The organism is Sporosalibacterium faouarense (assembly GCF_016765695.1).
GTDB classification, from domain to species: Bacteria; Bacillota; Clostridia; order Tissierellales; family VENL01; genus Sporosalibacterium; species Sporosalibacterium faouarense.
The window spans coordinates 120,914-144,518 of sequence record NZ_JAETGO010000034.1 but is presented as its reverse complement, the minus strand read 5'-3'; the positions used below and the strand labels follow the sequence as shown (position 1 = coordinate 144,518).

The window sequence follows — 23,605 nt, the reverse complement described above, 5'->3', positions numbered from 1 at the left end:
GATTATAACTCTCCCTCTTTGAAAGTCAACCTTTTTTTCTATTTTCAAAACTAGAAACGACTTTACCACTTCTGGTAAAAAATACTTATCCTCCCTAATGAATAAAATCAGTACCCTTTAGTTGACAGAAAATAGACTAAGGGATACAAAGAAACGAAACATTTCTTTGAAACAGTCTCAATTCTTATTCTGTTTATTTCTTATACTTGCTACATTCTTCAAATGTTCTTTATAGGTTTTACTAAATACATGCTTGTTATTATCGAATACATAGTAAAAATACCCATGTTCCTCTGGATATAAGGCTGCTTCTATGGAAGATATACCCGATGAAGCAATAGGTCCTGGGGGAAGACCTTTATACTTATAAGTATTATATACAGAATTAGATTCCAGATCTTTATATAAAAGCCTACTTATATGACCTTCTCCTTTTGTTATTCCATAAATAACAGATGCATCTATTTGTAGTAGCATATTATTTTCTAATCTATTATATATTACACCAGCAATAGTTTTTCTCTCGCTATCATTTGCTGCCTCTTTTTCTATTAAAGATGCTATAGTTAAAATTTTATTAATGCTCAGTCCAAGTTCTTTGGCTCGCTCTCTATTTTTATCTGTAAATACTTCATCAAATCTCTTTAATATCACATCTATAATTTCCTTTTCTTTAAATCCATTTGGTATATAATAGGTATCAGGAAACAGATATCCTTCTAGTTTGTAAAGGATATTATCTGAATCGATATCTATATCAAAATCAGATATGCCTTTTGTAGCTATTTCTAAAAATTTTTCTTTATTTATTAGATTATTCTTTTCTAATATCTCTGCTATTTGATATACAGTATATCCTTCTGGTATTGTAATCTTTATATATTCTTGCTCTGGATCTTGTAGCTTCTTTAAGAGCGTATCTAAGTTTATATTAGGAGGTATTTTAAATTTACCCGCTTGTATTTTATTTTCTTGGCCTTTAAGTTTAGTATATAAAATAAAGTATTCTGCTGAACTTATAATTTTCTTATCTTCTAACTGGCTTGAAATTTCTTTTAATCCTGAGCCAGCCACTATATATAGTGAACTTTCTTGAGTGTTAACTGTAACAGTTAAATTATTATAAATTGTAATTGCAATAAATATGAAAAACTAAATATTATAATGCCTATGGTTACTCATTTCTTCATCTACTTCACCCATTCCGATTGATTATTTTTAAATGTATTTTACTTTTCTAAATCTTTTAAACAAAGGAGTAATACTTAAAATCTATATAGTTTAAATTATATCTTTTCTAAATAAAATCCCATATGCTAATAATATTGTGCCACACACAACAAAAACATCAGCTACGTTAAATATAGGATAATTAATTAAAGTGAAATCAAAATAATCAATTACATAGTTTAATCTTATCCTATCTATAAGATTCCCTAGTGCACCCCCTATAATTAAAGACAACGACAACTTTAAAATTCTCGATTTATTTTCCTTTATTGCTTTAAATAAGTAATACATTAGGAATCCAGTTACTGCTGTGGTAACTAAAATCAGAAATACTTGTTTCCCCGATAAAATACTAAAGGCAGCCCCTGTATTAATTGCATAGGTTACGTTAAATACGCCCTCTATTAACTCAATACTTCCAATGGATTTTAGATAATTGACAGCCAAGTACTTTGATGTTTGGTCAATTGCCACTAATAATATTGGTATTATTATATATATCATTTATTCACCTCAAGTTTATGTTATTTTTTTGTGTTTACTCATATTTCGTACAGGATTGATTTTAAGTATTTTTCATTTTATCTTAAAAATGTATAAACATATGTTAATAAAATCTCCTATAATATCTTTAGCTTTTTAATATTTTCTTTTTATGAAGGTACTCTTCTTCGTCAATCTCTCCATTAACATATCTTTCATGTAATATATGTGTAGCATTGTTTGAAAAATTATTAAATTTATAATTATTTTTAGTTGCTAATTTCACTAACCATATGATAACTGCAACAACAACTAGTATTTTTATAAGTCCCATAACTCCCCACAACCAGCTACTAGAACCAAATCCTAAACCATAATAGCACATGCTTTCTTATCTCCTTTACTTTATATTGATTTCAATAATAAAGCTGTTGGTTACTGTATCAACAGCTTTATTATGATATTTTTATAGTTTTTTCACATTCATAACCCTCATTGCATTAAGAACAGCTATTATTGTTACTCCAACATCAGCAAATACTGCCTCCCACATTGTTGCATAACCAAGAGCTCCTAATATAAGAAATATCCCCTTAACTCCCAGTGAGAATATAATATTCTGCCACACTATTTTTCTAGTTCTCTTAGCTATCTTGATTGCACTTACAATTTTTGATGGCTCATCAGTCATTATAACTACATCCGCTGCTTCAATTGCTGCATCTGAGCCGAGTCCTCCCATTGCAACTCCAATATCTGCCCTAGCTAGTACAGGTGCATCATTTATTCCATCCCCCACAAATATAAGCTTACATTTTTTTGTTTTCTCCCTTTCAAGCATTTCAACCTTTTCCACTTTATGCTGGGGTAAAAGCTCTGCATATACTTTATCTAATCCTAGCTCTTGTGCTACCTTGTTAGCTACTCTACTATTATCTCCAGTAAGCATAACAATCTGTTTTACTCCTACTTCTTTAAGTCCTATTATTGCATTCTTTGAATCTTCTTTAATCTCATCGGAAATTAATATATAACCAACATACTGTCTATCTATAGCTATATGAACAACAGTTCCCGCTTCATCTACTTCATTATATTTAATATTTTCTTTTTTCATTAGCTTAACATTACCAGCTAGTACTTCTTTCCCTTTAACGGTAGCTTTAATTCCATGACCTGAGATTTCGTTGTAATTTGAAATTTCCTTTTTATCTATCTCATCTCCATATGCTTTTAATATTGAAGTAGCTATTGGGTGGTTAGAATAGCTTTCAGTATATGCTGCATATTTAATTAATTTATCCATTGAAAAATCATTTATAGTACTTATTTTAGTTACTTTGAATACGCCTTTTGTTAAAGTTCCTGTTTTGTCCATAACTACTGTCTCAACACTATTAAGAGCTTCAAGATAGTTTCCACCCTTAACTAAAATACCGTTTTTAGATGCTCCTCCAATTCCTCCAAAGAATCCAAGAGGAATAGATACAACAAGGGCGCAGGGGCAAGATATTACTAAGAATACCAATGCTCTATATATCCACTCAGAGAAGGTTGCTCCCTCTATTACCAAAGGAGGAACTATCGCTAATGCTAAAGCTCCAAACACAACAACTGGTGTATAGTATCTGGCAAACTTTGTAATGAAGTTTTCTGTAGGTGCTTTTTTACTGCTTGCATTTTGTACCAAATCAAGTATTTTAGCTACAGTTGATTCCCCAAATTCCTTAGAAACCTTTACCGTCAATAATCCATTTTTATTTATAAATCCACCTAAGACCTCATTACCTGCTTCTACTTCCCTTGGAACTGATTCTCCCGTTAATGCTGAGGTATCTAGCATAGAACTTCCTTCAACCACTTCTCCATCTAGTGGCACCTTTTCTCCTGGTTTTACTATGATTAAGTCCCCTATTTCTACTTCCTCTGGCGATACTTTCTTTGTATCTTCTCCCACTTTAAGATTAGCGTAGTCTGGCCTTATATCCATAAGCTCAGCTATAGATCTTCTAGAACGATTGACTGCCAGATCCTGCATGAACTCTCCCGCTTGATAAAAGAGCATAACTGCTACACCTTCGGCAAATTCTCCTACAATAAATGCACCTACAGTAGCTATTGTCATAAGGAAGTTTTCATCAAAGACCTGACCTCTTAGTATATTCCTAAAGGCTTTAAGTACTACTTCTCCACCAACTAGAACATAACTTATAAAGAACAATGTAAATTCAGTCCAAAATGAAAAATTTGAAATCATTGCAGCTCCAAAGAATCCTGCTCCAACCAATAGTCTTATTAATTCTTTTTTATTATCACTTATTCCATGACTGTTTTCCTGTGAAGATTTACTAGTATTTTTACTGTCATTATTATCTTCTACTACAACATCTACATCTGGCTCAATCTTTTTAATTATTTCCGTGGCTTCTTTAGTTATCCTATCTAGCTCTCTTTTATTTCCTTCAATAACCAACTTGCCGTTAGCAAAATCAACATAGGCATTATTAACTCCCTTTAAGCCTTTAACTTTATCCTCTATTTTTGTAGAGCAACTGGCACAGGAAAGACCCATTAATACTAAGACTTTCTTACCTTCCTTATCTATTATTTTCTCCTTTACTACTACATGGGGTTCATATTTATTAACAATGTCTCTCGTTGTGGCTACTATAGAATCTATCTTATCTTCATCATCAACTTCTATAGAAAATGTCTCTGTAACAAAGTTAAAAGAAGCTGATTTTACACTCTCTAACTTATTTATGTCTGCTTCTATCCTAGAAGCACAGTTCGCTCAAGTTAGACCTTCTAGAATTAGCTGTTTATGAATTTTTTTACTCATAATTTTTCCCCTTTCTTAACTTTCTCTTTATGAATCAATGTAGCTTTTATGGATACATCCTTCAACTAAAATGTGTTGAATATGATTGTTAGCTAGGTAGTAACAAGTCATATCTTCTTCTTGTTTATGTTTAACTACGCCTAATTCTTCTAATTCTTTAAGATGGCTAATAACTTTGTCCTCATCTTTCTTTAATAGTTGAGCCAACTCACAAGTGCATACTTTAGAGTCAAATAAAATATAAATTATTCTAAGTTTAGTTTTATCAGCAAAAGCCTGAAATAGGTTTATTAGTTCTTTGAATTCATCCTCACTAGGTAAATGGTCTTGAACTTTCTCAACTATATCTTCCTGAACTTTGAAATATTTACATTTAAACTCTTGGTTAGAGTTATTCCTTTGCATTTGTATCACCCTCTCTATAAAATTATTGACTATTACTTGTGATTTATATGATTGAATCCTTGGTCAAAAATATTTTCTATGTGATTATCATCTAGGGAGTAGTATGCTACTTTCCCTTCTTTTCTGTACTTAACAAGGCCTGCTGACTTTAACACTCTTAACTGATGTGATATAGCTGATTGTGTCATACCTAATAAAGCTGCTATATCACATACACACATCTCCTCTTCAAATAGTGCATACAGTATTTTAATCCTTGTTGTATCTCCAAAAACCTTAAATAACTCTGCTAAATCATATAGCCTTTCTTCCTGAGGCATATTTAATTTTACCTTTCTTACAACATCCTCATGAATAATGGTACAGTTGCAAAACTCTTCTGATGATTTATTATTAGGCATTATCTTCAACTCCTTATATGTGAATAATTGCTCATGTGTTTGTTTCTGTTATAGTATATACCTTTTTTTACTAAATTTCAACTCTTTTTAAAATAAAAATATAGAACCTACTAATATTAATATCAGTAGGTTCTATAAAAAATATTATATTATTTTATTTTAATCCAGCAGACCTTTTGATTGCGTTTTGATGCTGACTATCACTTCTACCATCCTTATGTCTTGAACTACCCTTAAAGTGTAAATCTACCACTCCACTCATTCCATTATTTTTAACCATATCAAGATTATAACCTCTTCCATAACCACCACTTCTCTTAGACAAAGTTGCTCCTTCTGGTTGGTTATCTACTCCCGCATGGGGCATATTGGTCATAGATGCAGCTAAAGCCCTGTTTCCGACATATACTAGTACTGGTCTTCTCTCCCAGCTGAAGCCTCCCCAAATGTCTTTCATAATATTAGTATCATTAGCTGTTAAGGCTTCCACATCAGCATGATTTGTTCCATAGGTTACTTTAATATTAAACTGTTTACCAGTATTAAAGTCTTGAACAACTACATTATCTCCTCTATTAATTAGCTTGTCCTTAACTTCACTCCACCAGTCTACATGTTCCCCAAAACCTTTTCTTGTAACTGAACCTCTGCTTATCGCTTGATTAGATGAATATTTTATTAAACCTAATGAGCTCATCTTATTCAAACTAGAAGCCCCTATAACTCCATCAGGAGTAAGCCCATACTTTCTTTGAAAAGCTATCACTGCATTTTCTGTTACGGGTCCAAAATATGTAGTAAGCTCATCATAGTTATAAACTCCATCTAGTTTTAGGGCTTGCTGTAAAACTTTTATTTCTTCATGATTCATGCCTTTTTTGTACATTCCTTGGCTATTTTGTATAACAAGATTAGTATTTCCTACTTTTTGATATATGCCTAGCTCTTTCATTTTATCTATTGTAGAAGCACCTACTATACCATCGGCTGTAAGTCCATATTTTCTTTGAAAACCTATAACGGCCTCTTCTGTAATAGGACCAAAATACGTAGTTAATTTATCATAAGTATATGTACCATCCTGTTTTAATGCACTTTGAACAATCTTTATTTCTTCGCAATCTACACCTTTTTTATGTAAATTGTGGCTTTCATCTGCAAATGTCAATCCACTGGGGATTGCAGCTAATGATAAACTTAGAAATAAAGCAATAGACTTCTTACCCATTTATAATCCCCCTCTTTAGTACTCCTTTGTATCTCAAAATTAATATAATTATCAGTAATTATTTAATACTTTATAAATTTAAGAGGGTCAACAGGTGCGCCATTCTTCTGTACTTCAAAATGAAGATTTGGACCCGTCACTCTCCCTGAAGTTCCTATTGTTGCAATTACTTGTCCTCTATATACCCTATCTCCTTTTTTAACCTTTAATGAATTGGCATGGGCATATAGAGTTTTATAACCATTTTCATGGTCTATTATAACAGCTTTACCATATCCATTAATCCAACCAGCAGTTACAACCTTGCCTCCATCAGCAGCTTTAATTGGTGTTCCTACTGATCCTGAAATATCAATTCCTTCATGGTCTTTTCCCCATCTTCGTCCGAATCTAGATGAAAGTCTCCCCCTTGAAGGAACATTAAAAGCTCCATAGGCCATAGTCTTTGGTCTTTCCTTAGTTCCCTTTAAAACAATAGCATCAGTTGGTTCTTTTAATATTTCTTCACTGATAATATTTTTCTGTTTTAATATGCCATTTATCTTTACTAGTTCTACATCTACCTTTTTCTTTCCTTCCTCTCCATTCCTTTTTATCTTCTTTTCTCCTATGTAAATATTGCCATTCTCTTCGTAAGATAACTTAAAGGGTATCTCTTCTTCGTATTCTTGTGTTTCAATTGTTTTTACATTTATATAGGGTTCAGGTATATTTAGACTAATCTCCTGTCCGATCTTAAGCTTGTCTAAATTCATTTCAGGATTAGCGAGTGCTAAATCCTCTAAACCTACATCATATTTAATTGCAATATCCCAAGCAGTATCTCCTGATTCAACTTTATACTTTTGTAGTTCTTCTCCACCTAACAGAATATAATCTAAGGCATCTTCAAATGAGACCAACTTATTAATGTCTATTTCACTTGATATTATTTCAACTTTTTCTGCAAATCCTATCTCTTTTAGCTGTTCACTTTCATTGTAGTACTTAGCCTTTAATTGTTGTAAAACCTTTTCTGCATCGACTTCACTCTCAACATAGACCAAATCCTTGCCATTAACATTAATAGCGTATGCATCTATCTTAAAATCCAATATATTATATAAATTAGACTTAATATCTTTAGTAGATGTCAAATCATCATTTTTAACTCTAGTTTTCTTAATATTTAACTCCTGACTTAATTTCATTTCTTTATTATATTTATTTTTCATTTCATCTTTTATCTCTTCAATAATGCTATCAACTTCTTCTTGATTTCTAACTACACCAATTACTTTATTATCTATAGAAATGGCATAGGCTGTTTTTGCAAAATAGATGTAACTACTAATCGCAGCTATAGTTAATAACACCCCTATAATAAGATATAAGTATTTATTTTTAAACTTATTAGCATATGCGCCTCCACTCATCATTTCTCCCCCTAGTAAAATAAATCAATTTTAATAATTATAGCAAAGATTCATGCCTATTGTTATGTAAATAAAATCCATTTAAATTGTTCTTCAAATGATTGCTCATATATTCTTTTTCTACAATATTCTATCATAAAGAATTTAGTGTATCAATGAAATTATAAGAATTCCAGCTATTACCCCTAACACATTACCAATTGTTGATAATCTACCTTCCCATACTTCTCTAGCCTCTGGAAGAATCTCTCTACATACCACATATAGTATTAAACCACCTGCAAAAGATAAGCTAATAGAAATTGTATAAGAAGATATATTTCCTATAAAACCCCCTAATATTGCTCCAATTCCCATGGGGAGTGCAGTAAACATTGAAAATAATAGGGGCGCAACAAATTGTGATTTCCTATTTTTAAGATAAAAACCTATACTTAGCCCTTCTGAAATTCCATGTAGTATTATAATTATTGATAGGTGCATCGCTTTTCTTAATGAAGTAGATACTAGTGCACCAAGGGCAACTCCTCCTGGAATATTATGGATAGCTATACCTATTGAAATAAAAATTGCAATCTTAAGAAATTTATCATTATTACTTTTAGCAGTTCCCAAATGGTTATGTTGAAAAGTTCCTTCAAGGATAATAGCTAAAGATAAACCCATCGTAATTCCAAAGGATGCTATATATACATTTCCATATTCAAAGGATTCTGGAAGCATATCGAAACATACTAGTGCAAGTATAAGGCCACCAATGAATCCAAGTATTGTGCCCTTTATTCTTCTATTAGTTTTATAAACCACATTAGAAAGAAAAATTCCGCTTATCATTCCAATCCATGCAACAAAAAAACCAAAAAAACCTAAAAAAGCTATATTCGTTTTAAAATCAACCATGAGATCCCTCCATGTTATGTCTTATACTATTCTATATGTGTTTAAAGTATTTATAGAACTTTTTATGAATCTGATTATTAATAGTTCAATAAATAATTAGTAGTCATACATGTCATTGGCTAAACTATCATTTTAAAAACAAAAAAAACATGAATATAGCCATATCAGCCTTGCACCTTATTATACTACAGAAGAAATATTAAAAATTGCTGCCACCAGTGAAAAGTTTTCCGAACACCCTCTTGGGAAAGCCATAGTTAGAAAAGCAAAAGAAAGTTCTATTGAACTAGTTGACCCCAAAGATTTTAGCATCAAACTAGGTAAAAGAGTTATAGCAAAAGTTAACGATAGAAAAGTATTAGTTGGTAACCTCAAGCTAGTAGCAGACAATAACATTAAGGTTTCTGAAAATATCCTAGATGAAATTAAAAAATATGAACAATCGGGTAAAACTGTTATGCTAGTTTCAGTTAATGATAAAATTGTTGGCTTAATAAATGTAGCTGATCAAATTAAGGAAATGCTTCTCAAACTATAAAAAAATTAAAAAAACTTGGAATAGGAAATATTGCTTTACTAACTGGTGATAATCAAATTACTGCTAATGCTATTGCTTCTAAGGCTGGGATTAATGAAGTATATGCTGAACAACTACCTGAGGATAAGGTTCGAGTAGTTGAATATTACATCAGTAAAAATAAAACAGTGTGTATGATAGGAGATGGTATAAACGATGCCCCTGCTCTGGCTAGAGCTGATATTGGTGTAGCTATGGGGGTTCTGGGATCTGATGTTGCATTAGAAACTTCTGATATAGCATTAATGGCAGATGATATATCTAAAATTCCCGAGCTGTTCATTTTATCTAAAAAAGTATTTGCTACAATTAAAATCAACATAGTCATTTCAATGGTTATAAATATTGTTGCCGTTATATTAGCTGGAATGGGTATTATTAACCCTTCCATATAATTCTTTTAAGGCTTTTACTAGTTGAATTCCAAGTCTTTCTTCCATATATTTTATTGCAGTTTCCGCATATTACTTTCCCTGCAAATGGATTCTTAACTGTTGCATATTCTAGCCTTTTCATTCCATGCTCTTTTGCGTAAGCTCTACGCCTTTCCATTTCAAGCTGTACCGCTTCCCATGTATCTTTATCTATAATTGCTGGATGGCTTTCTTCAACATAGTATTTTGGAACTTGCCCATCATTTTCTAGCCTCTTCTTAGTTAGAAAATCAACCGTATATGTTTTTTGAAGTAGTGCATCACCTTTATATTTTTCATTTTGAAGCATCTTTCTAATGCTGCTTTCATACCATTTATACGTTCCATCCCATTTAGGAACCTTATCTCTTTCTAAATCTTTAGCAATTCTATTTGTGCCTTTACCCTCTAAGTATTCTCTATATATTCTTCTTACTATCTTTGCTTGCTCTTCATTTATAACAAGGTTACCATCTTCATCCTTATCATATCCTAAAAACTTTTTATGGTTTACTATTACTTTCCCCATGTTCAAACCTTCTTCTTATTCCCCAAGTGGAGTTTTCTGAAATAGATCTACTTTCATCCTCTGCCAGGCCGGAAAGGATACTTAGTAAAACTTCTCCTTTGCTGTCTAGGGTATTAATATTTTCCTTCTCGAATCTTGCTTCAATGCCTAGTTCCTTAAATTCTCTTACTACCTTATTAGTAATTAGTCCTTGATAAATTAACTGACTTATAGTTATTAACATCTTATAGTTATAATTATTTCTATTATATATACAATATAAGGCTATTGAAATATATATTATAAAGATATATAATATAAACATATCAAAAAATGTTTATATGTTTATATTAGAGATTGGAGGTAAATAACTTGAGAGAAAAATTACTAGGTGTAGGTTCAACAGTTACATCATTTTTTGCAGCTATATGCTGAGTTGGTATAGCATTATTTACATCCCTCGGTCTGAGTGGATTAGGACTTGCTATGGTATCAACAATTTCTCCATATAGAAATGTATTTATAGCTTTAACTGTGATAATGCTTGCGTCAGCACATTATTTTATGAGTAAAAACAAAATTGTGTCTAAAAATACAAAGTTACTAATATGGATTTCAACCCTTGTATCAGTAGGATTGATTCTATATTCATCTTTCTTTTCAAATTAAATTATAATAATATGCATCTAAGCTATAAGGAGGAGTGTCGGTGTCTAGGCGTTTTAGTTTGTTAGTAATTTTAATGGTAATGATTGTACTATTATTTGTCGGATGTAATTCTAGAAATAATAATACAGCAATATTAAGTGAAACAAATAATAACGAAATAAGAATAACTAAAGATAACACACTTGATTCTAACGATGTAGAAAAAAGATTTTTAATTACTGGATTTAGTTGAGCTAGTTGTGCGACAACTGCTCAAGCAGCACTATCTAGGTTAGATGGTATCAAGAAAGTTTCCGTAAAGCAAGACGGTGATACAATTATTACTTATGACCCAGATAAAGTGAATTTAGATAAAATGGAGCAAGCTCTTTCAGAATATGGGTATGGAATACAAAGATAAAGTAGCAGATAAACAAGGAGGAATACTATGAATCGAGTAGCATTTGAAATATTTGGATTAGAAATACTTTGGTATGGAATTATTATATCCTTTGCTATGGTTATAGGAACAATATTGGCTTTAAGAGAAGCTAGAAAGAAAAATATATCTGAAGATGATATATTAAATATTATTTTACTTGTAATACCAAGTTCAATAGTTGGTGCTAGATTATACTACGTCATTTTTGAATGGCAATCTTATAAAGATAATATTATCTCAATATTAAATATACGAGAAGGTGGTCTGGCAATCCATGGTGGAGTGATTGCAGGACTAATCGCTGGGTTTATCTATGTGAAAAAGAAAAAATTAATGTTCTTCAAACTTGGAGATATATTTGCCCCTAGTCTTATTCTTGGTCAGGCTATAGGTAGATGGGGAAATTTCTTTAATCAAGAAGCACATGGTGGTCCTGTATCGGAACAGTTTATAAGTATTTTCCCTGAATTTATTAAAAATAATATGTATATACAGGGACAATATTATCACCCTGCCTTTTTATATGAATCTATATGGAACTTTTTAGCTTTTATATTTTTGATAATATATAAAGACAAAAAGAAATTTGATGGAGAGATATTACTACTTTATGGAATACTGTATTCTATAGGGAGATTTTTTATAGAAGGTATGCGAACTGATAGCTTAATGCTTGGACCAATTCGAATTGCTCAGTTAATGAGTTTGTTAATAATTACTATTTGTGTTGCAATTTATTTCTATAATAAAAAGAAAATCCCTCGATAATTCATTAACTTAAATATTAAAATATCTATCATTTATTATATTTATAGCTTTTGGGAAGGAGAAAATATATGCAATTTACAGATGAGCAAATTGAAGTATATACCAAATTCTTTCATGGATTGTCTAATCCAACTAGATATAAAATTATTCTTTCACTAATTGATGGTGAGAAAAATGTAGGAGAATTAGTAGAAGATACTGGATATTCTCAAAGCCTTATATCTATGCAGTTGAAATGTTTAAAATGGTGTAACTATGTGAAGTCCACTAAGGATGGTAAAAATATATATTACTCTATTGCTGATGAAAGAATAATAGCTCTAGTTAAACTCGGACAAAATATAGCAGAAGGAAATACTTGCAATATATGCACCTGTGAAATACTTAATAATGAAAAAAGTAAACTAAATGAGGAGGTTCAAAATGAATAACTGTTGTTCAACAGAAAATGTTAAGCAGTTTGATTTGATTGTGATTGGCGGTGGCTCAGCAGGTTTTGCAGCAGCTATTAAAGCATCTCAATTAAACAAAAAAGTAGCCATAATTGAAAAAGGTGTTATTGGAGGAACTTGTTTAAACGTAGGATGTGTACCTACCAAAAATTTGCTTAGAGCAGCAGAATTATATAATTACGGTAAGTACAATCCATTTGGTGGCATAAATTTAAAACAGGAACCACTAGATTTCAAAGAAGTAATCAAACAAAAAAATAGTTTAATAACTGAGTTAAGAAAAACAAAATATATAGATATTTATGAAAAAGACAGAAATATTACTATGATTCAAGGGAAGGCAGAATTTATTAACAAAGATACTATTAAAATAAATAGGCAGCAATATAAAGCTACAAAATACATAATTACTATAGGTTCAAGAGCATCAATTGCTCAGATTCCAGGATTAGCAGATGTAAATTACCTAACTAATATTGAAATTATGGAGCTAGAAAAACTACCTGAAACTTTAGTTATTGTAGGTGGAGGTTGGATAGCTGTTGAATTTGCTCAGATGTTTGCCAGATTTGGCTCCAAAGTCACTATGCTTCAAAGGAGCAGCAGGATAGTTAAAAATGAAGAATCTGAAATCTCAGAAGCACTTGAAAAAATATTGTTAAATGAAAATATTGAGATAATAAAAGAATTATCTTTTAAATCTGTTTATGAAGAAAATAATAAAAAGTATGTAACTGTTATAAAGGATGGAAATGAACATACTTTTGAAGGGGATGAATTGTTAGTAGCAACAGGTAGAATTCCAAATTCCGATACTATGGCACTAGAAAAGGCTAGAATAAATGTAGACGAGAAAGGCTTCATAAAAGTAAATGAATTTTTACAGACATCAAACCCGGATATTTATGCTGCTGGTGATGTTATCGGTAATTATATGCTTGTTACAGTAGATGCCCACGAAGGCTCAGTTGCTGGGGAAAATGCTATTCAAGGTAATATTAAAAAACCAAATTACAAAGCTGTTCCCCATGCCATATTTACGAGTCCACAAGTAGCATCAGTAGGACTAAGAGAAAATGATGCGGTTAAAGAAGGTTACAAGATAGAAAGCAGAAAGCTAGATATGAAAATGGTACCAAAGGCTGCTGCAATAAGAGATACTAAAGGATTTGTAAAAATGATTATTGATAAGAATTCAAAAAAGATTTTAGGAGTTCATTCTATTGGAGAATTAGCAGCTGACATAATACATGAAACCACTTTAGCAATCCAACATGACCTTACAATTGATGACATTTCAAATACAATACACGTATACCCAACAATGTCTGAAGCTATAAAGCTTGTAGCTCAATCCTTTTATAAGGATATGACAAAGCTTAGCTGTTGTGCAGAATAAATATAAGAAATAAAGAGGAGGAATAAGTGATGAATAACCAAGTTAATAGTAATAAATCCTGCTGAGGGAGCCAATTAGAATCTACCAGTATGGTAGAAAAAAATGATTCATGTCCTATATGTAAAAAAGCAGGAGATAAAGTAAAAAATACTACTGTAGAACACATGGTTTGTGATGAATTAGTTGAAAATGTTAAAAGTGAAGATTATTACTTGTGTATGGATGAAGAATGTGACGTAGTTTATTATAATTCAGATTTAGATAGTGTATTTAAGAAAAGAGACGTAAAAGTCCCTATATGGTTTAAAAAAGACGCAGAACCTAAATATGTATGCTATTGTAATGAAGTAACAGAAGAACAGGTTATAAGTGCCGTAGTAAAGGACAATGCTGAAAATATGAAAGACATTGTAAGATTAACAGGTGCCATGAAAAATGGACAGTGTGAAATAAAGAATCCATCAGGTAAATGCTGTCATTCTGTAGTCCAAAGTGCTATAGATAAAGGACTTCAATTTAAAAATAAAAAGAACTAGAATCTACCATATTCTTTTATATATTATTATAAAGGGGACTAGTAAGACATGATTGAAGGTATTGAGGAGCAATTGGGTGATTATTTTGAACAATTTTCACCCGAAGAAAAAAATATAAGGAATGCAGCATTTTTCTCTATTTTAAAAGGAATACCTGCAACTCTAAATTATCTGCATCAGGAAACAAATATGCCAAAGTAAATTATAAAAACCATTCTTGAAAGATTAAAACAAAATGGAATAGTTGTTATTGACCATCGTTTAGATGCTGTAGTTGGAAGCTTTGGGCTTTCATTAGTTGAAACACCTCACAGCTTACACATTGGAGAACAAAAGCTCTTTACCTGGTGTGCTGCTGATGTCATTGGAATTCCTGCTGCTTTACAAGTAGATGCAAAAATAAACTCATATTGTTATTCCTGTGAAACTTCGTTAGCTGTAGAATTAGCAAAAGGTGAATTTACGTATGAGTCAGAATCAGATATAAAGTTATGGATAGTCGATGCCGATTTAGGTAAATCCATAGTAGGTTGCACCTGACCACAGATAAACTTTTTTTGCTCAGGTGAGCATTTTGATCTATGGCGTAAACATAACTTGACTATAGAAGGAAAACTTTTGTATTTAAAAGAAGCTGCTATTTTAGGTAAAAGCTGGTGGAAAGATATAACTCTGTAAAAAATCGAATTTGTAAATTGTTCTAAAATACTCTAATTCACAAAGAAGCTTGTGGTATATATATTTATTATATTAACACAAGTTTTTTTATTTGATTTTAAATATTTGAATCAAGGTTATATTAGATTTGATAAATAGTTTATTATAACACTATACAATTTTACTAAGAATCTATTTTTTCAAGACATCAAAATTTCTAGTATTATCATGTTAATAAATAATACTTCCATATATTGTCTTAGCGTGAGTTTTATCGGATTAACTAGACTACCTGCTTTTGTCAATAGAAAAGTTCAGTTTAGCATTAGCACTACCTAAAACTATTGTAAGCATAGTACACAAAGTAGACTACGTACCTAGTAAAAAGTAGTTTGGCGAAGCGAACCATTTACACGGAGAAGTAGGTATGATAGCCTACTTTAAGTGGTATAGCCCTTTTCCATTTCACTATCCATTTAGGGCTTAAAATCATACCTGCAGAGGCTCCATGTCAATGGCAAACGGTGCGTAAAAGTCTTAGTTTTCTTTGTGTATATATAAACAACGTGAATATGTTGAAAATACTAGTTTTTTCACTATATAGTCAAGATAATCCGACGATGTTGGCGGTACCTCTAATAGTACATATTTTTCAATAACCCTATATATTAGAGTGAATAATTCAAGGTACGCCATCATGACATAGGGTCCCCGACAGTAAATTTTCATTTGTCATTGTTGCATATAAAGAGTCAAAGTTTACTTGTTCAAGAGTATTGCTGGTTATTTGTGTTTTCTCATTATTTTCTAAATTCACTCGTGTACATGTACAACCATCTTCTATATTTATCGATTGCTCACAATCATAAAGCATATTCTTTTCTTCATAAGTTTCACATCCTATTTCTGAATCAAGAGAGTCCAGGTTATTAGTAGTCTCTACTTCAATCAGGTGATAAAGATTAGACCGCTGTCCTCCTTGTTCGTGGAACCGACTTTCTCGAGTGATAAAGCTGGCTTTTTCAAGATCATTTAATGCTCTTTGGACTGTTCTAGTGCTTATATTACACTCTTTAGCAATGGTTTTTATACTAGGAAAACAAGTGTTCTCTTGGCCCGCTCTATTAATTAAATAAAAAATAACCAACGTTGCTCGTTGGCTTAAATCTGCTTTATATACACTTTCAATCAATTTGCCTTTATTCGTCATGAGTTGTCCTCCTTCAACTTCACTTAATAAATCTGGTAATTACATCTTCCCAAATTTTTTCGTTTATATCTCCATCAAAATAATCGGGTGTGTAGTTTGAAAAAGATACACTTCCATATTGCTTTTCAATTTTTCGTTTATCAGATTCAGCAGCAAAAGAAAATACTTTGCCTATGAGTTTCTCATCAATCAGATTATCGATATTCTCCATATCATTAATTTCATAAGGCTTCCCTGTTGCACAAAGTATTGCAGCATCGCAATTTTTTCTAATGACGTCTATGATCCTATTGTTGACTACCCCCATGTCATAAATTATGAAATCAAATTCATCATGACATTCTGAATGGAGCGAAAGATATTTCACTCCATTGTATAGGATGATATCTTCCTTCGTTGTCATCTCCTGATAAAACTCCAGAAGCTTACTCAAATGGTCATGTTCATTTGCTTCTACATAACATACCTTAGCGCCAATGTTAGATAAGTAATTTGCCAAATTAATAGCCATGGTTGTCGTACCAACACGGTGCTGCACCCCAGTGACAGCAATCTTGATATCTTTTTTCAAGAAAGAATATGATGTAAAGGTGCTGTTTGCCGTTACATCTTCTTGAATAAGCTTTAACTGAATTTCACGTTTGCTTATCCCAAGGTCGCTAATAGCTTTAAGAACTTCCTTTTTAAGGGATGTCACATCTGCCGATGACACAATGTTATAAATCCCTGCTTCAATGAGCTGTAAAATGAGTTTCTCTTGTTCCTTAATCGCTTCTATATAAACTATCATTCTTGAAGAGAACATCTTCCTAAAGCCAATTACAGCTTCCATCATTTCGTCTTCTGTATCCTTAAGCGCTTTTAGATCAATAAGCACATTGTTAAAATGCTCTAAGCTTCTCATATCTCTAAGAACAAATTGTTTTAGAGAAAAAGTACCAGATAATTTCTTTATAATCATTCCATGCTCATCATGGAGAAAATCAATCATATTAATGTTCTCGTTACTGGATAGGTATAAAAGCATCACCAGCACCTCCTTCCTGTTCTATCTGAAAATCTTTCGGCAATACTACCTCCACTTCTTTTGGCTGGTACATAATCATCATTATGATTCCAATGATGACAATTACAATATAAATGATCAATTCTATCACTAGTTTCTTTTTCAAAAGTTCACGCTCCTATCTTCCACCGGCTTTGCCCATAAACTCAAATTTGTAATCTGGTATCTGAAAGTTCACATGCAATCTTTTAGAACCAATCATCACAAGGGCATTTCCCCTTTTCTTTTGACCTAATAGCTGCTCTTCAGCATCTGTTAGGTTGTATAGTTTCTTGGTTTCGATTAAATTCATGCCATCACAACCCATCAGTATTTTATAAGCCGGAATGTCAAGCAGTGCTTGTCCATAAAGCTTAATCTTCGGATCTAAGAAATCAACAACTGAATGGGATATAATCGCTACCCCTGCTTCATATTTTCTAGCTCTTTTTTCTACATTTCTTAAAAACACCAAAGACTGTGGCACATTGGGATCGATCATAAGATAGCTTTCATCACATATTAATAAAACCGGTTCATTTCTGTCCAAACTCATTTGTTGCCAGCACCACGTAAGGATATTGAAATACTGAGTTCTTTTAATATTGTCACTGGTGTTTTGAAGATCATGGGTATCCAAGCAGATACATCTTGAATTTGTCTTGATTGTGCTTTTCCCGTTCCATAAAAATGCATCACTGCCAAGAGCAATATCTTGTAACAGTAACGACAACTCTTCATATTCATTATTGCTTGATGAAGTTTTTTCCTTATTAGCCTTTTCTTTGAGCAGTTCATACAGATCTGAAAAAACCGGAAAATCTTCATTCGATAATCGATTAATATCTGTATCCCATGTAATACCAAAATGATTGTACAGTTCGATTAGCACGTTCTTAAGAATTGCTCTTTGCTTATCTGATAGAGAAGGCAAATATAAGCTAAAAAAGATTTCAAGGTTCTTCATGTAGATGGCCATATCTCCCATACCATGACCTTCATCCTTATAATATTTGTCATCATCATCTACAGGTGTGGGTCTGATTTGCAATGGATTGATTTTACCATTAAGGCCTCCACCCGTATTAATCCAATCTCCATTCAATGCTTTTGTTAATTCTTTGTACTCTGCTTCTGGATCGATAAAAATTATCTTTGTACCTTTCATATACTCTGCAAGGGCAATATGCTTAACGACGGTGCTTTTGCCAACCCCTGCCACACCCATAATGGTAAAGTTTGTATTCGTTCTGTCATTCCCTCTTTTCCATGGATCAAGAACAACAAGACCACCTGTACTATCACGTCCAAAGTAATAACCGGTTCCATCATTATAACCGGAAGATGAAAAAGGAAAACCTCCGACAAAACTGCTCATTGGAATGACTCTTTTAAGTACTTCTCCAATCGCTTCATCGAGGGTATAATATGGTGCAACACTTTTAAATGCTTGTTCTTGTAGATTTGCCATAATTCTTAATTTTGCTTTACTTGTGGCAATGATACTTTCTGTTTTTCTGCAAATTTTTTGAAAGTTGTTTTCTTCCCTTGCAATCACCATGATGGATATAATCATGGTTCCAACGGTTTCACCTTCTCTATCAATTTGAAGCATGATCTTTTCACCATCCATAGCTGCTTGCTCTGCCCTTTGCCGAATGAGTGGATCTTTGGCTGAATCCGCTGCACTTCGATTTTGGATGACATTTTTCGATAATCCTGAAATAAATTCACCATTATCGATCGGTATAAATGTAATGCCGACGACTGTTCCTGGTATGTTTGTGATTTTTGCTAGCCATCCATAATCGACTTTTTGCGGGTACTTGACGATTCCATAAATTCTCCCTGTGTTTTCACCTACAATCAGGCTGTTTCTTTTAAGTTCAAGGCCAATTGGAGTAATGATATTTAATAGGCTATTATTAACTGTTGCTTGATTATTCTGTGTCTTTTTCATTCACTTTTCCTCCATTTTTTTGCACGAAAAAAAACACAACATCAATGTGCTGTGTTTTCTCGTGATTATATTCATTTAGTTAATCTATCTTTTTTATTCAAAGAACAAGTGAAAATTGCTATACCGCTTGAGGGAATTTCCGTTTAGTTTTATAAATTCCCAAGTCTCTTTGTAATCGCCTTTAACTGCAAACTGTTCATCTCGAATGAAGTCAATAAATGTCGTTTCCGTCTTATAATAGGAATCAGAAAACCGCTCAGCATACTCCATCTTCAGTTCATCCGCCAGATTTATCTCATTATGCAAAACGTGTTCAAGATTACAAGAAAAATAATACATGCTATACGGAATACCCGATATCTTTGGACAGAGTGATAATCGATTAATGACTTGCTGTTTCCTACTGTTTCTTTCAAGAACACGCTCTACCCCGTTTGCAATAATCGTAGATTCCGAATAAGCAAATTTCTCTACTTCTTCCACTTGAATTTGATCACTTTTTATATAAGCCCCATCCATGTCGATTAGATGAACGATCTGAATGATATCGCTCTTTTTTATTCCTAGTTCTCTTGCTAGAAAAGCTTTAACATGGTCATTGACTTTGGCAATGGCATTAGAGCTATTTGAAAAGCGATCACTGGTTATATCTCCTCCGGTTATGTAGAACCTTACCAGGTTCGACGAAACCAATTTATCAATAATGCCACCTAAAGATGTTTTATCAGTGACACCTTCTACAATAAATAGAATGACCTTTTTAGTTTTCATCAATCACCCTCCCAGCAATCCTGAAGGCACGACTGATATCAAAGCTATTGGTCTCTTTGTAGATTTCCTCTTTTTGTCCACCAAGATTTATGCTTCGATAATACAGGTTTCGAAGGTTATTATTGCTCTTAACATTTGCAAAGCGCATATATCGATTTTTAGGATTCGTTGTTGTAAAGATGATTGAACTTGTATCCAGCATTTCAAGGGGTCTCAAATTATGAGAAGTAAAGATCAACTGTCCTTTTCCGTTTTCACTGATAATCTGAAGAATTTCACCAAGTAAATATTCAAATATGCCGGCATCCAATTCATCAACCACCATACAAACTGTAGGATTATTAAACATTGTTATTAAAGTACTCATTATGGAGATGATTTTTTTGATACCATCAGATTCATACTTTAAAGGAACTTTTATGTCATCTCTTATGGAGATCAGTTCAATCCGAATCCCTTCATTACCATCTTCTCTAAGTTGCTTGCCATGGTTTTTCAAACCTATATTAAGACCTGGAACAATAGTCTCAAGGACAATATTCATCTGGTCAATAATCTTAACCACAACATTATAAACTTCTTCCGGTACAACCGATGGCTTTAACAGACCGATTGCCAAATCTCCCTGTGTCACCTTTTTCTCATCTAACAACCTGAAACTAAAGGGAATTAACACATTCATGTTAATCATTCCTGAATGGTGATTCTTAATGATGAAAAGATTAACATTAGCATAATGCTTTAAAGCTATAATAATGTCTGTGTAGTTTTTAAAAGCATCGCTTTTCTTAATGATATCTTCTAACTCACTGCTGAAAACAAAAGAGGTACTGTTTTTATCTGACATTTTTTTTGCAACACCTAAATCAATTTGAATATCAGCATTATTTGAAGTGAGTAAACGATAGTTTTTTACCGGTTTAAAAACATATTCTTTGTTTTTTACGTGATAATCAATAATTCCCGCTTTACTTTTCCAAGCACCGTCAATAAGCTCTTTGTACGTTAAGTTTTCTCGAATGACTTTAGCTTTGTTTTCATCTGTTCTTTCAATCTCTACTTCGTAGAAAATCTGATACTCATGGTCACCTTGGTTCAAATCAAAACCAAGTTTAATCGTGGCAGTTTCTTCTGCTTCAAAGATATAGTCACCTGCGTTTTTAGGTAGCTCTTTTCCACTTATAAGGTGTTTAATAATCCACATAGCATCAACAAATGCTGTTTTACCTGAGCCATTTTGACCATATATGCCAACGATCTCAGAACCCATTAATTTATTTGATGATGTATTATCATTTGGAAAATCAATTTTTCCATATTCAACATTTTTTATATTATACAGTTCAGCTTCTTTTATACGAATCATAGAATCTTTCATTACATACACCTCCGGTTATAATAAATCTTATCACAAAACACTTGATTTGTAAATATATTTTCTACATAAGATACATTTTGTATCGATTTCTAATTTTATATAGCGTTTATTATAACCATATTTTAAGATCGTATTCATCAAACATCCTACTCATAATAAATATATGCAGGATTATTAATTGAATTACACAGCCTAGTTATTTCTTGTTCTTTTATGATGTCGCAATGAATGTTGACACTTTCAAACTTTTGAATCATTTCCTGACACTCTTTAATCAAATCCGATTCTATGCCTTCTCGATATCGACTCCAAAGCATGATAAAAAAGTTTCTTTCTATAACTTCACCACTGGTAGCAAAATTGCTAATCTCCATGATTTCATGCCTGAGGAGCTCTTTTTGCTTTTGATCTGTGGTCTCTGATAAAAGACTTTGGTACTCATTCACCAGTGGTGTGATATCCACCGGTCGTGAGACTGCCAAAAACTTAAAGGGTTTCTGAACACTAGATAATTCAGCTGTTAAAACCTTTGAAATCTGTTCTTTTTCACTGTCTGAAAATAAATCTATACTAATTGGATGAATCTTAATATAAGCGATAATCTGACCATCTCTTGTATATAAAAATCTATCATGAATATCTTTCACATTAACAAACTCCTGAGCTGTCTTTTGATTCTCATTAATCTGATCATTCTTTAGTTGCTTTGGTCTCTTTAAAAAGAAAAACGCTACTGCTCCTGCAATAGCACATAATAAAATCATAATAATTGGTAATACTGGATTCATGCTTAACCTCCCGACTTTAATTGATTAGAACTGCCGGTCTTCTATAATATAAAAAACCAACACTTTCTGCTGTTGATATTGAAACGTTGTTAGCACCTGATGAACAGTGAATGACCATGATTTGTCCGTTATCGTTTCTACCTGTAACGATACCAATATGATTAACCTTTCTCGTTCCTGGTATTGCAATAAAAGCGAAATCGCCTTTCATTACTGCACTTGTCGGAATACTTGTAGATACATTCCACTGAGCTGTTGTGCCGTGGCCTATTGTTGATTCAATTGAATCAGTAGGTAGTTCTACATTAACGAATACCCAAGTCACAAAGCCTGAACAATCCAAGCCAAAGGGACGTATTGTGCCTGTAGATGAGCTTCCCGGTGAAGTTACTTCCATATCTGTTCCAAAGCGATTATCCCATCCGATAGCTAGACTTTTTCCACCCCAGAAATAATTTACTTTCCCGACTAAGCTTTCAGCTGTTTCAACAACTTTTTCACTTTCGATGATTATGCCTTCGGGGATATGACTCTTTATCTCTTCAATTTCTTCCCTAGCCAGAAAAGTCTTGCTGTTACCCGAAGCCATCAATATGCCATATCCACTTTGACGCATTTCACCAATCATCTGATTCTGCACATCATCAAATCCATAAACTTCACCGATATCTTCTGTTGTCAAACTGTCAATAGTAATAATTTTAGTGGTTGTTGTAACTGTTTTAATCTCAGTAACCGACTCTCCATCATCATTCGTTGTCGTGACTTCAACTTCTTTTGATGTGGTTTCATAAGTAGTGGTTATTACGTTCATATCTAGGTAGACTTGTCTAAGCTTTTCTAGTTGGTTGTCAGATAGAACTGCAACCTGCTCTGCATTATCTTTTGTCACATTATATTTCACTGCGAAAGCAATCAATACATCTTCCGAATTATCAATTAGTAATCCGTCTTCACTTCCAATAACTATGGTTTTAATGATATCTGCGGTCGAATCGGCTTGTTCCTGTTGTACACTATATCTAAAATCTTCTTTCATCTCATTCAATACACTGATAACCGATACCGTTTCTTCTTGACCATCAAGTATTGAAAAAAAGATCGCAAATGGTGATGATAAAACTAGTAGAATGATGATAAATGGAACAA

General features: G+C 32.5%; 27 protein-coding genes and 2 pseudogenes. 9 read left to right on the top strand and 20 right to left on the bottom strand.

Translation table 11 applies throughout. The annotated features are described in order from the left end of the window. Positions 1-177 precede the first annotated feature (177 nt). The 10 genes and pseudogenes from mltG to JMO20_RS05450 form a co-directional block, all read right to left on the bottom strand. A complete protein-coding gene (gene mltG / locus JMO20_RS05490) occupies positions 178-1,128 on the bottom strand; it encodes an endolytic transglycosylase MltG (protein ID WP_341533988.1) in 951 nt (316 codons plus the stop codon). Between the two features lie 153 nt (positions 1,129-1,281). Next, a complete protein-coding gene (gene lspA, locus JMO20_RS05485; protein ID WP_202708525.1) occupies positions 1,282-1,734 on the bottom strand; it encodes a signal peptidase II in 453 nt (150 codons plus the stop codon). A gap of 127 nt (positions 1,735-1,861) precedes the next feature. After that, positions 1,862-2,098, bottom strand: coding sequence for an SHOCT domain-containing protein (locus JMO20_RS05480; RefSeq protein ID WP_202708524.1), 237 nt, complete (start codon positions 2,096-2,098; stop codon positions 1,862-1,864). Positions 2,099-2,179: 81 nt separating this feature from the next. After that, positions 2,180-4,285, bottom strand: a complete 2,106-nt coding sequence (locus JMO20_RS05475; RefSeq protein ID WP_243414637.1) for a heavy metal translocating P-type ATPase — start codon at positions 4,283-4,285, stop codon at positions 2,180-2,182. A gap of 138 nt (positions 4,286-4,423) precedes the next feature. Next, positions 4,424-4,477 (bottom strand): annotated as a pseudogene (locus tag JMO20_RS20805) (hypothetical protein); the annotation flags it as partial. A 105-nt stretch (positions 4,478-4,582) separates the two neighbouring features. Beyond that, entirely contained in the window at positions 4,583-4,960 is a 378-nt protein-coding gene (locus tag JMO20_RS05470; RefSeq protein ID WP_202708523.1) for an ArsR/SmtB family transcription factor, read from the bottom strand. 32 nt (positions 4,961-4,992) lie between these two features. Beyond that, positions 4,993-5,361 (bottom strand): ArsR/SmtB family transcription factor, encoded by a 369-nt coding sequence (locus tag JMO20_RS05465; RefSeq protein WP_202708522.1) that lies wholly within the window; start codon positions 5,359-5,361, stop codon positions 4,993-4,995. A gap of 154 nt (positions 5,362-5,515) precedes the next feature. After that, positions 5,516-6,589, bottom strand: coding sequence for a peptidoglycan-binding domain-containing protein (locus tag JMO20_RS05460; RefSeq protein WP_202708521.1), 1,074 nt, complete (start codon positions 6,587-6,589; stop codon positions 5,516-5,518). Between the two features lie 62 nt (positions 6,590-6,651). Further along, complete coding sequence (locus tag JMO20_RS05455; RefSeq protein ID WP_202708520.1) at positions 6,652-8,004, bottom strand: M23 family metallopeptidase; 1,353 nt, start codon at positions 8,002-8,004, stop codon at positions 6,652-6,654. A gap of 144 nt (positions 8,005-8,148) precedes the next feature. Continuing rightward, the gene (locus JMO20_RS05450; RefSeq protein WP_202708519.1) at positions 8,149-8,904 is read right to left on the bottom strand and encodes a ZIP family metal transporter; all 756 of its coding nucleotides are present in this window, start codon (positions 8,902-8,904) and stop codon (positions 8,149-8,151) included. Positions 8,905-9,438: 534 nt separating this feature from the next. On the opposite strand from JMO20_RS05450, the gene JMO20_RS20280 reads away from it, so the two are divergent. Further along, on the top strand, positions 9,439-9,876 hold the full coding sequence (locus tag JMO20_RS20280) for an HAD-IC family P-type ATPase (RefSeq protein WP_202708660.1): 438 nt from the start codon (positions 9,439-9,441) through the stop codon (positions 9,874-9,876). Here JMO20_RS20280 and JMO20_RS19945 read toward each other — a convergent pair. Next, on the bottom strand, positions 9,860-10,423 hold the full coding sequence (locus JMO20_RS19945) for a recombinase family protein (RefSeq protein WP_243414636.1): 564 nt from the start codon (positions 10,421-10,423) through the stop codon (positions 9,860-9,862). The two genes, JMO20_RS20280 and JMO20_RS19945, sit on opposite strands and share 17 nt — an antisense overlap. Continuing rightward, positions 10,398-10,646: a recombinase family protein gene (locus JMO20_RS19940; RefSeq protein WP_243414635.1), complete on the bottom strand. Its 249-nt coding sequence runs from the start codon at positions 10,644-10,646 to the stop codon at positions 10,398-10,400. Before JMO20_RS19940 ends, JMO20_RS19945 begins: the two co-directional genes overlap by 26 nt. 465 nt (positions 10,647-11,111) lie before the next feature. Between JMO20_RS19940 and JMO20_RS05430 the strand changes: the two genes are divergently transcribed. From JMO20_RS05430 to merB, 8 genes and pseudogenes are all read left to right on the top strand, one after another. Further along, the gene (locus JMO20_RS05430; RefSeq protein ID WP_202708518.1) at positions 11,112-11,303 is read left to right on the top strand and encodes a hypothetical protein; all 192 of its coding nucleotides are present in this window, start codon (positions 11,112-11,114) and stop codon (positions 11,301-11,303) included. 12 nt (positions 11,304-11,315) lie between these two features. Continuing rightward, a pseudogene (locus JMO20_RS20745) lies at positions 11,316-11,471 on the top strand (heavy-metal-associated domain-containing protein); the annotation flags it as partial. Between the two features lie 27 nt (positions 11,472-11,498). After that, on the top strand, positions 11,499-12,260 hold the full coding sequence (gene lgt / locus JMO20_RS05420; RefSeq protein ID WP_202708517.1) for a prolipoprotein diacylglyceryl transferase: 762 nt from the start codon (positions 11,499-11,501) through the stop codon (positions 12,258-12,260). Between the two features lie 68 nt (positions 12,261-12,328). Then, entirely contained in the window at positions 12,329-12,691 is a 363-nt protein-coding gene (locus JMO20_RS05415; RefSeq protein WP_202708516.1) for an ArsR/SmtB family transcription factor, read from the top strand. Further along, positions 12,684-14,111, top strand: coding sequence for a mercury(II) reductase (gene merA, locus JMO20_RS05410; RefSeq protein ID WP_202708515.1), 1,428 nt, complete (start codon positions 12,684-12,686; stop codon positions 14,109-14,111). Before JMO20_RS05415 ends, merA begins: the two co-directional genes overlap by 8 nt. Positions 14,112-14,140: 29 nt before the next feature. Further along, a complete protein-coding gene (locus JMO20_RS05405) occupies positions 14,141-14,647 on the top strand; it encodes a Csac_0668 family 2Fe-2S cluster-binding (seleno)protein (RefSeq protein WP_341255971.1) in 507 nt (168 codons plus the stop codon). Positions 14,648-14,695: 48 nt separating this feature from the next. Continuing rightward, positions 14,696-14,848, top strand: coding sequence for a hypothetical protein (locus JMO20_RS05400; protein ID WP_202708513.1), 153 nt, complete (start codon positions 14,696-14,698; stop codon positions 14,846-14,848). Next, entirely contained in the window at positions 14,849-15,187 is a 339-nt protein-coding gene (gene merB, locus JMO20_RS20740) for an organomercurial lyase (protein ID WP_202708658.1), read from the top strand. It begins immediately after the preceding gene. Positions 15,188-15,986: 799 nt separating this feature from the next. On the opposite strand, the gene JMO20_RS05385 is transcribed toward merB, so the two are convergent. From JMO20_RS05385 to JMO20_RS19935, 8 genes are all read right to left on the bottom strand, one after another. Further along, the gene (locus tag JMO20_RS05385) at positions 15,987-16,514 is read right to left on the bottom strand and encodes a helix-turn-helix domain-containing protein (RefSeq protein WP_202708512.1); all 528 of its coding nucleotides are present in this window, start codon (positions 16,512-16,514) and stop codon (positions 15,987-15,989) included. A gap of 19 nt (positions 16,515-16,533) precedes the next feature. After that, positions 16,534-17,544, bottom strand: coding sequence for a hypothetical protein (locus JMO20_RS05380; protein WP_202708511.1), 1,011 nt, complete (start codon positions 17,542-17,544; stop codon positions 16,534-16,536). Next, positions 17,519-17,686: a hypothetical protein gene (locus JMO20_RS05375; RefSeq protein ID WP_202708510.1), complete on the bottom strand. Its 168-nt coding sequence runs from the start codon at positions 17,684-17,686 to the stop codon at positions 17,519-17,521. The genes JMO20_RS05380 and JMO20_RS05375 overlap by 26 nt, the downstream gene beginning before the upstream one ends. A 12-nt stretch (positions 17,687-17,698) precedes the next feature. Then, positions 17,699-19,519, bottom strand: a complete 1,821-nt coding sequence (locus JMO20_RS05370) for a VirB4 family type IV secretion system protein (protein ID WP_202708509.1) — start codon at positions 19,517-19,519, stop codon at positions 17,699-17,701. 93 nt (positions 19,520-19,612) lie between these two features. After that, positions 19,613-20,290, bottom strand: coding sequence for a DUF167 domain-containing protein (locus JMO20_RS05365; protein ID WP_202708508.1), 678 nt, complete (start codon positions 20,288-20,290; stop codon positions 19,613-19,615). Continuing rightward, positions 20,280-21,668 carry an AAA family ATPase gene (locus tag JMO20_RS05360; RefSeq protein ID WP_202708507.1) on the bottom strand — a complete coding sequence of 463 codons (1,389 nt, stop codon included), beginning with the start codon at positions 21,666-21,668 and terminating at the stop codon, positions 20,280-20,282. The genes JMO20_RS05365 and JMO20_RS05360 overlap by 11 nt, the downstream gene beginning before the upstream one ends. A gap of 146 nt (positions 21,669-21,814) precedes the next feature. Next, on the bottom strand, positions 21,815-22,456 hold the full coding sequence (locus JMO20_RS05355) for a TraC-like domain-containing protein (RefSeq protein WP_202708506.1): 642 nt from the start codon (positions 22,454-22,456) through the stop codon (positions 21,815-21,817). Between the two features lie 16 nt (positions 22,457-22,472). Continuing rightward, positions 22,473-23,348 carry an NlpC/P60 family protein gene (locus JMO20_RS19935; protein WP_202708505.1) on the bottom strand — a complete coding sequence of 292 codons (876 nt, stop codon included), beginning with the start codon at positions 23,346-23,348 and terminating at the stop codon, positions 22,473-22,475. Positions 23,349-23,605: the final 257 nt, after the last annotated feature.